Source organism: Rhizobium sp. 21-4511-3d (genome assembly GCF_053522545.1).
On the sequence record NZ_JBNWCF010000001.1, the window covers coordinates 19,584 to 32,215 of the forward strand.

General features: G+C 62.3%; 11 protein-coding genes. 4 read left to right on the forward strand and 7 right to left on the reverse strand.

What is annotated here, in order from left to right; all coding sequences use genetic code 11:
* Positions 1–42: 42 nt before the first annotated feature.
* Entirely contained in the window at positions 43–3,189 is a 3,147-nt protein-coding gene (locus ACQZ5H_RS00110; RefSeq protein ID WP_449096997.1) for a bifunctional diguanylate cyclase/phosphodiesterase, read from the reverse strand.
* Between the two features lie 276 nt (positions 3,190–3,465).
* On the opposite strand from ACQZ5H_RS00110, the gene ACQZ5H_RS00115 reads away from it, so the two are divergent.
* Complete coding sequence (locus ACQZ5H_RS00115) at positions 3,466–3,726, forward strand: DUF1344 domain-containing protein (RefSeq protein WP_112386465.1); 261 nt, start codon at positions 3,466–3,468, stop codon at positions 3,724–3,726.
* A gap of 6 nt (positions 3,727–3,732) precedes the next feature.
* Here ACQZ5H_RS00115 and ACQZ5H_RS00120 read toward each other — a convergent pair whose 3' ends face one another.
* From ACQZ5H_RS00120 to ACQZ5H_RS00135, 4 genes are all read right to left on the reverse strand, one after another.
* Positions 3,733–4,323, reverse strand: coding sequence for a histidine phosphatase family protein (locus tag ACQZ5H_RS00120; RefSeq protein ID WP_449096368.1), 591 nt, complete (start codon positions 4,321–4,323; stop codon positions 3,733–3,735).
* Between the two features lie 26 nt (positions 4,324–4,349).
* A complete protein-coding gene (gene fabI, locus ACQZ5H_RS00125; RefSeq protein ID WP_130278924.1) occupies positions 4,350–5,168 on the reverse strand; it encodes an enoyl-ACP reductase FabI in 819 nt (272 codons plus the stop codon).
* Positions 5,169–5,290: 122 nt separating this feature from the next.
* Positions 5,291–6,493 (reverse strand): DnaJ C-terminal domain-containing protein, encoded by a 1,203-nt coding sequence (locus tag ACQZ5H_RS00130; protein ID WP_449096369.1) that lies wholly within the window; start codon positions 6,491–6,493, stop codon positions 5,291–5,293.
* A 241-nt stretch (positions 6,494–6,734) separates the two neighbouring features.
* Positions 6,735–7,193: an RT0821/Lpp0805 family surface protein gene (locus ACQZ5H_RS00135; protein ID WP_130278922.1), complete on the reverse strand. Its 459-nt coding sequence runs from the start codon at positions 7,191–7,193 to the stop codon at positions 6,735–6,737.
* 66 nt (positions 7,194–7,259) lie between these two features.
* Between ACQZ5H_RS00135 and pdxH the strand changes: the two genes are divergently transcribed.
* Entirely contained in the window at positions 7,260–7,880 is a 621-nt protein-coding gene (gene pdxH, locus ACQZ5H_RS00140; RefSeq protein ID WP_449096370.1) for a pyridoxamine 5'-phosphate oxidase, read from the forward strand.
* A gap of 4 nt (positions 7,881–7,884) precedes the next feature.
* Here the strand turns inward: pdxH and ACQZ5H_RS00145 are convergent, their stop codons facing one another.
* Positions 7,885–8,931 (reverse strand): polysaccharide deacetylase family protein, encoded by a 1,047-nt coding sequence (locus ACQZ5H_RS00145; protein ID WP_449096371.1) that lies wholly within the window; start codon positions 8,929–8,931, stop codon positions 7,885–7,887.
* A 220-nt stretch (positions 8,932–9,151) separates the two neighbouring features.
* On the opposite strand from ACQZ5H_RS00145, the gene ACQZ5H_RS00150 reads away from it, so the two are divergent.
* Complete coding sequence (locus ACQZ5H_RS00150) at positions 9,152–10,435, forward strand: D-alanyl-D-alanine carboxypeptidase family protein (protein ID WP_203429469.1); 1,284 nt, start codon at positions 9,152–9,154, stop codon at positions 10,433–10,435.
* 23 nt (positions 10,436–10,458) lie between these two features.
* Here the strand turns inward: ACQZ5H_RS00150 and ACQZ5H_RS00155 are convergent, their stop codons facing one another.
* Complete coding sequence (locus ACQZ5H_RS00155) at positions 10,459–11,439, reverse strand: AraC family transcriptional regulator (protein ID WP_449096372.1); 981 nt, start codon at positions 11,437–11,439, stop codon at positions 10,459–10,461.
* Between the two features lie 126 nt (positions 11,440–11,565).
* On the opposite strand from ACQZ5H_RS00155, the gene ACQZ5H_RS00160 reads away from it, so the two are divergent.
* On the forward strand, positions 11,566–12,597 hold the full coding sequence (locus ACQZ5H_RS00160; RefSeq protein ID WP_449096373.1) for an SDR family oxidoreductase: 1,032 nt from the start codon (positions 11,566–11,568) through the stop codon (positions 12,595–12,597).
* Positions 12,598–12,632 lie beyond the last annotated feature (35 nt).

A 12,632-nucleotide genomic window follows, 5' to 3' on the forward strand; every position in this document is an offset into this window, starting at 1 on the left:
CGGATCTGAGAATGATGTTTCCGCAATTTGGAAACGATGGGCTCAGGAGGCGAGACGCCAGGCGGTGCCGAGCGCTGCCTGCGTGAAGTCGTCGAAGGAGAGGGGGCGCGAGAAGGCATAGCCCTGCAGCATGTCGCAGCCGAGATCGCGCAGCATGTCGGCATGGTCGAGGCTCTCGACGCCTTCTGCCACCGTCTCGACGCCGAGCGAGCGGGCAATGTCGATGATCGAGCGCACCAGCGTGCGTTCCTGCGAGGAATGCAGGATCGGCTGCACCAGCTGCCGGTCGATCTTCAGCCGCTTCGGCTTCAGCTTCAGGAGCGAGACGATCGAGGTATGGCCGGTGCCGAAATCGTCGATCTCGATATCGATGCCGAGCGCCTTGATGCGGTCGAGGTTCTGTGCGGCGACGTCTTCGCTTTCGTCGAGGAAGATCGATTCCACCAGTTCGAAGGAAAGTTCGCCCGGGCGGATATGCAGGTGGCTGAGCGACTCGAACAGGCTGCCGTCATGCAGGCGCCGCGCCGAGACGTTGACCGAGACCTGCGGCACGATGAGGCCATGGGCGGTCCAGCGCATCTTGTCCTTCAGCGCCGTCTCCAGAACGATGCTGTCGAGCGTCTGCACCACGTTGATCTCGTCGGCGATGCGCAGGAACTTGTCGGGCGTCAGCACGCCGCGGGTCGGGTGGTGCCAGCGCACCAGCGCCTCCACACCGGCGAGCTTCATGGTGCGGGCGCAGAACTGCGGCTGGTACCAGGCGGTGAACTCGTTGTTCTCGATACCGGCGAGGATCTCATCGGCGGTGCGCTTGTTGTTGATGATGTCGGCCTGGAGGTTCTGGTTGAAGAACTCGTAGCGGTTCCGGCCCATGCTCTTGGCGCGATAGAGCGCGATATCGGCATTGATCAGCACCTTGCGCGCATCGACATGGATGCCGTTCGCCAGTGCAATGCCGATCGAGACGCCGCAGCGGCAGGAGAAGCCCTGGAAGTCGATCGGTTGGCGCATCTCCTCGATGACGCGTCCGGCAAGCTCCGCCATATCGACGTCGCTGACGTCATGCGCCAGGATCACGAACTCGTCGCCGCCGATACGTGCCACGAGATCGCTGCCGCGCACGTTCTTCGACAGAACCTTGGATGCGTGGACCAGCATCGCATCGCCGGCCGCATGGCCGAGCGTGTCGTTGATTTCCTTGAAGCGGTCGAGGTCGATATGCAGGATTGCGAATTTCTGGCGCTGCGAGCGGGCATCGACCGTCAGGCTTTCGAGCGCGATGTCGATCTTGCGGCGGTTGGCGAGGCCGGTCAGCGGGTCATGCAGCGAATTGTGCTCGATGCGGTTCTTGGCGAGTTCGAGCTCGATATTCTTGGCGACCGCCTCGTCTTTGGCCGCCTTCAGTTCGGCGGTCAGCAGCGAATCTTCCGTCACATCGAAGGCGACGCCGATGATTTTCGTGGTGCCAGACGGCGTCTGGTGCACCTTGCCGGTCGAGCGCACGTAGCGGACGCTGCCATCGTCGCAGGGAACGCGGCAGATCAGCGTATGGGTGTCGCCCGGCTGCTTGAAGTAGCGCGCACTCTCGACGGCGGCAGCCCGGTCGTCAGGATGCACGCGCGAAAGCCAGAGTTCTTCGGGAACGAAGCCGTACTGGGCCGGCAGGCCGTAGAGCTCGTGCATGCGCTCGTCCCAGAGCGAGCCCTGCTCACCGCAGGTCGCGTCCCAAATGCCGCACTGATAGGCGTCGAGCGCCAGATCGAGCTTGCCGGAGATTTCGGTGAGCTGCGCCTCGCGCCGCGAGATTTCGTCCAGCGCCAGTTCCAGCTCGGCATTCTTGATGTCGCTGACATCCTTGGCGTGACGCAGCGTTTCGGCCGCTTCCGCATCCGTTGTCACGTCGGCGACGATGCCGATCGTGCGGCCGACGCCACCGGCATCGGTATAGAAGGAGCCGACGGAGCGCAGGTAGCGAACCGTGCCGTCATCGAGAAGGATGCGATACTGCGCAGTGCAGGAAGCCCCGGCAACGCTGCAGTTGAAGAAATGCATTTCGGCGATATGCCGGTCGTCGGGAGCGATCCGCGAGAACCAGTTCTCCAGCGGATGGCTGCCTTCGCCTGCCGCTTCGCCGTGCAGCGCGGAGGCGCGCCCGTCCCAATAGAGGCTGTGGCCGCCTTCTTCGAGCTCCCAAATGCCGATGTTGGAGGAATCGAGCGCCAGGTTCAGGCGCTGCGAGAGCTCCAGCAGCTTTGCTTCGCGGCGTTCGAGCTGCGAGATGTTGCGGTTGCGCTCGCCGAGCAGCAGTGTTGCGAAGAAGATCGGGATGATGATGACGCAGCCCGCGGTGATGATGATGACGCGCAGCTGCGACTGGTTCGCCGGCGCCTCGTTCCAGCCGGTGGTCGGTACGGCCGAGAGTTCCCAGCGGCCGCCGGCAAAGGCGATCTTGCGGCGCAGCGGCTGTTTGTGGAAGACATCGGTATTGCCGAAGAAGGGCAGGGCGGCATCGGCCGCAGCCGTGCCGAGGTCACGCACCGCGATCGACAGGTGATCGAGATGCGGGTAGCGCTCCTGGTTCTCGCTGTTGCGCGCCGGCTTCAGGCCTGTGTTCTCGTAGAACATGTCGCGGTCGATGGTGACCTCGACGGCGCCCCAGATCTTCCGCTGGCCGTTTTCCTTGACGAAGATCGGGAAGAAGATCGCAAAGGCATCCTTGCCCTCGGCGGTCTTGATCGGGCCGTAGAACCGCGCCTGCTGGTCGCCGGTATTGCGCCCGACCGACTGCATGGTCGACAGCGCCTCGCGCACGTCCTTGCCGATCCGGTCCTTGTCGGATTGTGGCGGATAGACGTTGCTGACGATGAAATTGGGGGCGACGGCGACATTGAGGAAATGCGGGTTCTGGATCAGCAGCCAGTTGATCTGCCGCTCCATTTCCTCGTCATTGGTGCGCGCGCTCAGTGAAATCATGTTGGAGAGGTCACGGACGATAGTAATGTCCATGTTGATCTGCGCTGCCATGCGGGCGCGGATCAGGTTAGTCTCGTTTTCGGTGCGGATCTGCAGTTCGCGCAGATGGGCGGCAGTATTGGCGCGATCAAGAGTGATGCCGACAGCGACGACCATGAAGGCGACGAAGCCGGAGACCAGCAGCGAAAGCCAGGTATTCTTGAAAATTCGCCGCAATTGCCTGTGGCCGCCCAGCCCGATAAGCAAAACAAGTTCCCCTTTGTTTAAAAGCAACTGTAGGGGGAACTTGTTAATTTACGATTGCCCGGCCTTCTATATTTCGGGTGCCGAAACAAGACAGAGTGGATGGTTAACGACGCCTCTTGATTATTGTTAAAATGCTATTCATCAATTGGGCGGTGAAAGCCATTCTTCCGGGCGATTTTTGCCATATTCAGGGGATTATCTGTGTTTGATAAGATTTTAGCGTCGAGTGTGAAGAGGGTTGCCGCGATGCGTTTTTTTGTTGCCACGCTGTTGGCCACCGCAAGTTTCCTGTCGCCGATCAGCGGTTTTGCTGAGAGCGCGGATGTCGAGGCGACGATCAAGAAGGTCGATACCGCCAATCTCAGCCTGACGCTCGATGACGGCAAGACCTACCAGGCGCCTGAAGAGTTCAATTTCGATGGTCTGAAGGCCGGCGTGAAGGTCGTGATCTTCTATACCGAAGTCGACGGCAAGCGCGTCATCAACGATCTCGATATCGTTCAGTAAGCCGGTTCAGATCCAGCCGATCAGCCGCTCGGCAGTATCGATCTTCAAGATCCGGTCCTGCCAGATTTCTCCCTCAGCGGCCTCGTGCTTAGGAACATCGCCAATCATCTTGAAGAGACTGCGGATGACGCCGCCGTGCGTCACGCAAACCGTTGGTTTGTCAACGGAATTCAGCCAGGATGCGCTGCGCCACGACATGATCTCGTAGCTCTCCGCGTCGTCGCCCGGCGGGATGAAATCCCATTTGTTGAGGTTGCGCTCGCTGACCCGGTCGCGCTGCGTCGCCTTCAGTTCCTTGAGCGTGAAGCCTTCCCAGTCGCCGAAGGAAACCTCGACGAGACGCTCGTCGGTGCGGTAGCCGCTGGGGTCGATCCCCATGGCAGTGCGCATGATTTCCATCGTCTGGCGGGTGCGGGTCAGGGGGCTGGCGACAAAGTCGAAGGCAATGCCTTCGACCTTTAGGATCTCAGCGAGATCGATGCCGTTCAGCCGCGCCTGTTCGCGGCCGATGGCGTTCAGCGGAATGTCTTTCTGGCCCTGAAGGCGGCGTTCGGCATTCCAGTCGGTCTGGCCGTGTCGGACCACATAGATAAGCACGGCATATTCCGCTTCTTGGAGTTCGATCAGTCCTTGATAACGGAAATATCCGGCGCGTCCACAGCCTTCATGCCGATGACATGGTAGCCGCTGTCGGCGTGATGGACTTCGCCGGTAACCGAACGCGACAGGTCGGACAGCATGTAGAGACCGACGTCGCCGACCTCTTCGATGGTCACGGTACGGCGCAGCGGAGCGTTGTACTCGTTCCACTTAAGGATGTAGCGGAAGTCGCCGATGCCGGATGCTGCAAGCGTCTTGATCGGGCCTGCAGAGATCGCGTTGACGCGAATGTTCTTCGGTCCGAGGTCGACGGCCAGATACTTGACGCTGGCTTCGAGAGCAGCCTTGGCAACGCCCATGACGTTGTAGTTCGGCATGACCTTCTCGGCACCGTAATAGGTGAGCGTGAGAAGCGAGCCGCCGTCCGTCATCAGCTTCTCGGCGCGGCGAGCGACCGAGGTGAACGAGAAGACGGAGATGTTCATCGTCTTGGCGAAGTTGTCGGCCGAGGTGTCGACGTAGCGGCCGGTCAGCTCGTCCTTGTCGGAGAAGCCGATGGCGTGAACGACGAAATCGATCTTGCCCCACATCTTTTCGACATTGGCGAAAACTTCGTCGATCGTTGCTTCGTCGGAGACGTCACAGTGGCCGGCCAGAACGCCGCCGAGTTCGGCAGCCAGCGGCTCGACGCGCTTCTTCAGCGCCTCGCCCTGATATGTAAAGGCAATTTCGCCGCCCTGTGCATGAATGGCCTTCGCAATGCCCCACGCGATCGAGCGATTGTTCGCGACGCCCATGATGACGCCGCGCTTGCCTGACATGAGGCCTGTTGCTTGAGCCATATTTTGCCCCCTAATGAACCAATTGGAAATTGCCTATGGCATAGGCCGTTAATCGGTTCAAGATTGGGAGCAATCATCAACTGTTAGGGAGCGTAACAAAGGGTGCGCATGTCACGAAAATTTCACAGGAAAAGACCTTCGCGCATGCTGCGCATCAAATCCGTGACCTTATCGTCGGGTTTTTCCCACAGCATGATGCGCAGTTCGACCACCAGATCGCCGCGTCCGCTGTTGCCGTCTGGCAGTCCCTGACCTTCGATCCGGATGGTCTTGTCGGAACCCGACCAGGCCGGAACGGTGACCTTGAGCCGGCCGCCCGGGCCCTCGATCTCTGTCTCGGTGCCGAGCACGGCATTCTCGATCGTCACGGGCAGAACCGTGTGCAGGTCGAAGCCGTGCACGGTGAAGCGATGATCGGCCGCGATATGGACGCCGATCACGGCGTCGCCGCGCTGCATGTTCGGCAGCTTCAGGCCCTGGCCTTTGAGGCGGATCTGCTGGCCCTCGGTCGTTCCCGGCGAAAGCGTAAAGCTTGCTTCCTGCCCTTCGCCGAGCGGCACGATGATGCGGCTGCCCTTCATCAGGTCGTCGATCGTCACGGTCGCCTGAGCGAACTGATCGGGCGCCTTTTCCGGGGCAGGGGCGGTGCCGGTGAACCGGCGCACCAGCGCATTCAGGATGCTGAACGGCTGAAGAATGCCGGCCGAAGCCGCAGCATTCGGGTCGATGGCGTCAGCGTCGGTCTTCGGCGCTTCCGTTTCGCTCTTGGCGGTCTCGGCCTCTGCCGGCTTGGCCTTTGCCTGGGCCTGAGCTTGTCCCTGTGCCTGCGATTGCGCCTGACCGGCATTGCCGGCGGTCCCGCCCGCAGCCTTGGTCTGCGTGCCGAAAATCCGGTCGACAACCTCTTCGGCGCTCTCGGCGCCTGCCGTGTTTGATGCCTTCTGCTTGGCCGCTTCCTCAGCCGCAGCCTTTGCCGCCTTCTGGGCGTTGGCGCGGGCGAGCTCTTCCATCACCCGTTCGGCATTTTCCTGCGCAGCCTTGGCGCGGGCTGCAGCCTCGCGGGCCGCCTGGCGCTGCTGCATGATGGTTTCGCCGCCGCCCATCTTCGCCTCGGCCATGCGGGCCGCGGTGTCGAAGAGGCTGCGTTTCTTCGGGTCCTTGAGGGTCTCGTAGGCGCGCCCGATCTCGGCAAAACGTGCCGTTGCATTCGGGTCGCCCTGATTGTGATCGGGATGCACGGCCTTCGCCATATGGCGCCATGCTGCCTTGATCTCGTCTGCCCCTGCGTCCTTCTGGACGCCCAATACCTTATATGGATCGCGCATAGTAATCCGCCGGTGTCCGTGCGGCTGCCGTCCCTTCTGGCAGCCGAAGCCCAATATCAACTCTTTGCGCGCCATCCGGTTCAACCGGACCTCGCGCTTATGGGCTGGATCGTGCGGGAGAGTTGCTAATCACTTGTTATTTTCGCCGGGCGCTCGGCGGCTTTTGCGGCAAATGGTTATCGTTCTGCTAAGCATCGCAATGCCGCAGGCGCCGGTATTAAGCATATGTGTGGAAAACGGATCAGCTCTCGGGCTGGAAGCTCAGAAGCTGCCAGTTGCCGCCGCCGACGAGGCAGGTCTTGCCCATGAACTTGGCAATGCCGTCATAGGAATGGCGGGTGGTGCGGAACTGCCGGCAGACCTGGCCGGATTCATTGTTCTCGACGATCGTGTCGATGACGCCGGCGCTGCCGGTGGAGGCGTTTGCCCAGGCAAGCGGCTGCGCGCCGATCCGGCCGACATCGGCAGACGTCACGGCATTGCGCACGGTCATTTCATCGGAAAGCGTATCGGTGCTCGGCGGGTTCTGCGGCACGGTGCCGGTCGCAACGGACCGGTCGACCTTGGATTCGCTCAGGAAGTCAAAACCACCCGTCATGCAGCCGGAGAGCGACAGCGTCGCCACCCCGATCAGAATCAGAGAGCTGCTGCGTCGCAGGAGCCCCTTTGTATGGTGAGTTGACTTTGCTATGACTTCCACCCTGTGTCCTGTCCAGTCGCTACCAGCTGGGCATTCAACCTAAAACCCCGGGGCATTTGAGCTAATATGTCGGCAAATGAGTTAACAAGCGGTGACTTTACCCAACGCGGCGAACCATTCAAGCTTTTCGCGGAATGGCTGAAGGAAGCCGAGGCTTCGGAGGTCAACGACCCCAATGCCGTGGCATTGGCAACCGTCGACGAAGCTGGTCTTCCCAATGTCCGCATGGTTCTCCTGAAGGGATTCGATACAGCAGGCTTTGTCTTCTACACCAATTTCGAGAGCCAGAAAGGTCGCGAAATCTTGGGGCAGAAGAAGGCCGCCATGTGTTTCCATTGGAAGACGCTGCGCCGCCAGGTGCGTCTGCGTGGTCCGGTGGAGGTGGTAACCGACGAGGAGGCCGACGTCTATTTCCAATCGCGTGCGAGAGGCAGCCGCATCGGCGCCTGGGCATCGAAGCAGTCGCGCCCGCTGGAGAGCCGTTTCGCGCTGGAGAAGTCCGTCGCCGAGTACACGGCGCGCTATGCCATCGGCGAAATTCCGCGCCCACCCTATTGGTCCGGCTTTCGCATCAACCCTGTCTCGATCGAGTTCTGGAAAGACCAGAATTTCCGCCTGCACGACCGCGTCGAGTTCCGCCGCGAGACGCCGGAAGCCGATTGGGACAAGGTACGGATGTATCCGTAACCTCTTATTTTCCCATCAGTTTCAACGGAATGCCTGAAGCCAGCGCCGAGACATAGCGCGGCTTCTGGTAGAGCCCGTTGAGCGAGAGCCGCGGAAGATAGGTCGTCCCGCCCGCCATGCCGGGCCGGATCACGCCGGGCTGTGTCGTCACCGCGGCCGTAAAGCCGAGCTCGGCCGCGATTGCCGCTTCGCGCAGCGTCGCGGCTTCGCGGGTGCCATAGGGAAAGGCGATCGTCGCGGGCGTCTTGCCGGTGATCACCTTTACGTGTTCCGCCGACCGCAGCATCTCTTCCCGGGCTTCCGCCTCGCTGAGTCGCGCCAGGGCGCGGTGGCTGATCGTATGGGCGCCGAGCGCTGCCAGCGGGCTCGCCTCGATGAGATTGAGCTCGGCCTCGCTCATCACCAGATCCTCGACCAGCTCGCCCGGAGCGATGTCGTAGCGCCGCGCAAGCACGTCGAGCGAGCGCACCGCCTTCTCCTCGTCGCTCATGTGGAGAAAGGCCGCAAATCTCGCGAATGCCGAGTATTGTTCGGCGGGCGTATCGGTCTCCAGAACCTCCTCGCCACGGCCGAAGTCGAAATGCAGCCGGTCGGTGCGGCGCAGCAGCAATGTCAGCGTTTCCCACCAGATCGTATGCGTCCGCTCGGTCAAACCCTTGGCGACGAAGATCGTGAAGGGCGCCTCGTGTTTCTCGAAGATCGGATAGGCATGCACGAGGTTGTTGCGGTAGCCGTCGTCGAGCGTGAATGCGGCAAACGGCGCTTCGCGGGCGGGGCCTGAGAGCAGGGCAGGGACATCGGCGAGCGCCACGAACTCGTAGCCGTCCTGCTTCAGTCTCGTCAGCGCCGCATCCAGGAATTCGGGTGTGATCTCGAGATGCGCATTCGGTTCGAAGTCATGCGCTTCGTAAGGGCGGACATGATGCAGGGTAAAGATCGCGCCGCGGCCACGCGCGCCGCGCATCAGCCGTGCGGCCGAAATCAGATGCGCCGCCTCGAGACCGGCGGTGATGGCAGCTTTCCTGGCCCGTTTTTTCCACAACCCCTGCATGTCAGCTCCGTGAAAGGTGCGGATCCTACCAATTCTGGTGTTAAACCTTGTTGAAGATTGCTTTTCCGACTGAAATCTTTACGTTTCCTTCACCACGGGTGGAAAAAACTCAGAAAACCAGTGTCCGTTGCCTCAAAGTCGCGCGAATGTGCAGGCTCTGTCACAGAACGGGACATATTTTGGCAATGCCGCGCATGCGTGGCACCTAGAGGGGAAATCCATGAAGAGGTTGTTGGCTGCTTTGTTGAGCGTGACGCTCGCCGTGTCGGCGCCCGTCGCGGCTATGGCCGGCAGCGCGTCGTTCATCCTCGATGCCCGCACCGGCAAGGTTCTCGCTTCGGAAAATGCCGATACCCTGAATCACCCGGCATCGCTGACCAAGATGATGACCCTCTACCTGGCCTTCGAAGCGATCAATCGCGGCAAGCTCAGCTGGGACAGCCAGATCGTCATGTCGAAATATGCGGCAAGCCGCCCACCGACCAAGCTCGGCGTGAGGCCCGGCAGCACGATCACCGTTCGCGAAGCCGTCTACGGCATGATCGTCAAGTCGGCCAATGATGCCGCGGCTGCCATGGGCGAGAAGCTCGGCGGTTCGGAAAGCAACTTCGCCCGGATGATGACCCAGAAGGCCCGCCAGCTCGGCATGAGCCGCACCACCTTCTACAATGCGTCGGGCCTGCCCGACAGCCGCCAGGTGACGACGGCGCGCGACATGTCGACCCTCGGCGTGGCGCTGATCAAGAATTTCCCGAGGGAGTACCGGATGTTCTCGGTCGCCTCCTTCAATTTCCGCGGCAAGCAGATCCGCGGTCACAACAATCTCATGTACCGCTACGAAGGCATGGACGGCATCAAGACCGGCTATACCAATGCCTCCGGCTTCAACCTCGTCAGCGCCGTGCGCGATGGCGACCGGCGCGTCGTCGGCGTCGTGCTCGGCGGCCGCACGGCGCGCGCCCGTGACGCCAAGATGGAAGCACTGCTCAACAAGTATCTCGACCGCGCCTCTGGCGGCGGCGGCCTCGTCGCCAGCATCGGCGGAAAGCAGCGCCCGGTTCCAGCCGCACCCGTGGAAGTCGCCTCCGCTGCCGACGATGCCGATCTTCCGGTTCCGGTAAACGCGCCGCGCGCCCAGGGCGATGCCGAAGCCATCCCGTTTGCGCTTGGTTATAACGAAGCCGCCGTTCCGCTCGATCGTCCGTCGCCGCTGACGAAGATGGGCAAGGCCGGCAGCCTGCAGGCTTCCGCCGGTGGCTGGCAGATCCAGATTTCGGCTGCTCCGAGCGCCGAAGCCGCCCAGGCGCTGCTCGCACAGGCAAAGACAGAAGGCGGCGCTGCCCTGAAATCCGCTTCGCCCTTCACCCAGGCCGTCGGCTCCGGCGCCAACGCCGTCTACCGAGCCCGCTTCACCGGCTTCAACAGCAAGGACGCTGCCGAAGCCGCCTGCGACGCGCTGAAGAAGCGCTCCTACGACTGCATGACGGTTGGCGGCAACGGCTGATCAGACAGACCTGAAGGCTATTCTCAGAACGCCGTCTCGCTTGCCGGGGCGGCGTTATTCGTTTGTTCGGGCACGGTCTTGTCCAGACCTGAGACGGATGCGCGATAGGCACTCGGCGACTTGCCGTTCGCCCGCTTGAAGGCATTGCTGAAGGCGCTCTCGGACGTATAGCCGAGCGAGCGCGCCACCGTCGCTACGGCCGTCCTTTCGTCGCGAAGCGAGCGTTCGGCGAGATGCATCCGCCAGGTCGCGAGATAGGTCAGCGGCGCAACGCCTGCCACCGTTCTGAAATGGAAGGCGAAGGACGTCCGCGACATCGCGCATGCCTTGGCGAGCTCCTCCAGATGCCATGAACGCGCCGGATCTCCATGCATCAGCCGCAAAGCCGGCGCGATCCGCGGCTCGGCCAGCGCCCGCAGCCAACCGGCCGGCATCAGCTTGGCGGTGCCGAGATGCGAGCGCAGGATCTCGATGAACAGCAGCTGTGTCAGCTGCGATGAGGCGAGCTGCGACCCCGGCCGGCCGCCGGTGCGCTCCTCGATCAGCCGGTCCAGCAGCCATCGAAACGCCGCCGCGTGCGGGGAGGCCGCCCGCGTCAGAATCCACGGTGGCAAGATATCCGCCAGCAGCTTGCCGCGGATCGGATCGAGCATCACATGGCCGCCGATATAGCCGAAATCGCCGCCATCGCCGACGACGGCCACAGCGTTGCGCCCGACATTCGAAAACAGGCTCATCGCATCGACGGGCTCAAGGGCGGGGTCGCTGGAAAGAACGGCGACGCGCGGCTTTGCCAGCAGGCCGACATCGCCGGTCTCGAACAGAAGCGGTTCCCGCGCCCCTTCGAGATGCACCCAGCAACTGCCCTTCACCACCGCGAAGAACTTGATCTTCTCGCGCGCCGGAAAGCGGATCGACCACGGGCCACCCGCCGTGAAGCCGCCGGTGACGACGGCTTCGGCCTTGCTGAGAGTGAGAACGTCTGAAAAGGGATCGACAGCCATTCTCGTACTGTCGCGCAAGTAACGCGCACTTTCAAGCATTCACAGTGCAAGATGCCCGACCTACTTTCACGTCATGTCAATCAGCGGCGGCGATGTCGGCTGCCGTGAAACTCCTTGAGGTATGATATGAAAGACGAAATCGTTCTCGTAACCGGCGGCACCGGCTTCATTGCGCAATACTGCATGCTGGCGCTGCTGAACGCCGGCTACCGCGTGCGCACCACCGTCCGCTCGCTTGAGCGGGAAGGGGAGGTGCGCGAGCATCTGAGAACCGGCGGCGTCGAAGCCGGCGACCGGCTGTCCTTCGTCGTTGCCAATTTGACCGACGATGCCGGCTGGGCGGAAGCTGCTGCAGGCTGCACCTATGTCATGCACGGCGCCTCGCCGACGCCCTCTGGCGACCAGACCCGCGAGGAAGACTGGATCGGCCCGGCTGTCGATGGCAATCTCCGCGTTCTGCGCGCCGCTCGCGACGCCGGCGTCAAGCGCGTCGTCCTGACCTCCGCCTTCGGCGCGATCGGCGTCGGCCACAAGCCCGGCCACCGCCGCCCGTTCGACGAGACCGACTGGAGCGACCTGACCGGCGACGTCGCCCCCTATCAGAAATCCAAAACCCTCTCGGAGCGCGCCTCCTGGGATTTCATCGCCCGCGAGGGCAACGGGCTGGAGCTTGCATCGGTCAATCCGGTCGCCGTCTACGGACCGGCGCTGGGAGCTGACTTTTCCCACTCGATCCGCCTGATCTCCAACATGCTTGAGGGGCAGCCGGGCTGCCTGAACGTCAATTCCTGCTGCGTCGACGTTCGCGATGTCGCCGATCTCCATCTGCGCGCCATGATCGATCCAGCGGCGAAGGGCGAACGCTTCCTTGCGACCTCCGGCAAGAGCATGTGGATGATCGAGGTCGCCGAATTGCTGCGCGAACGCTTCGGCAAGGCCGCCGAAAAGGTCTCGACGCAGGTCTGGCCGGACGAACAGGTCCGCATCGCCGGTGAAACCAACGAACAGCTGAAGGGCGTCGTGCCGCTGCTGAACTACGATATGAGTGCAACGGGCGAGAAGGCCGAGCGCCTGCTCGGCTGGGCACCGCGGCCGAAGGAGGAAGCGATCGTCGCCTCTGCCGAAAGCCTGATCCGCCTCGGCCTGCTCCGCAACTGAGCAGCCTGGCACAGACAGCGGCCGCCCCCGGCCGC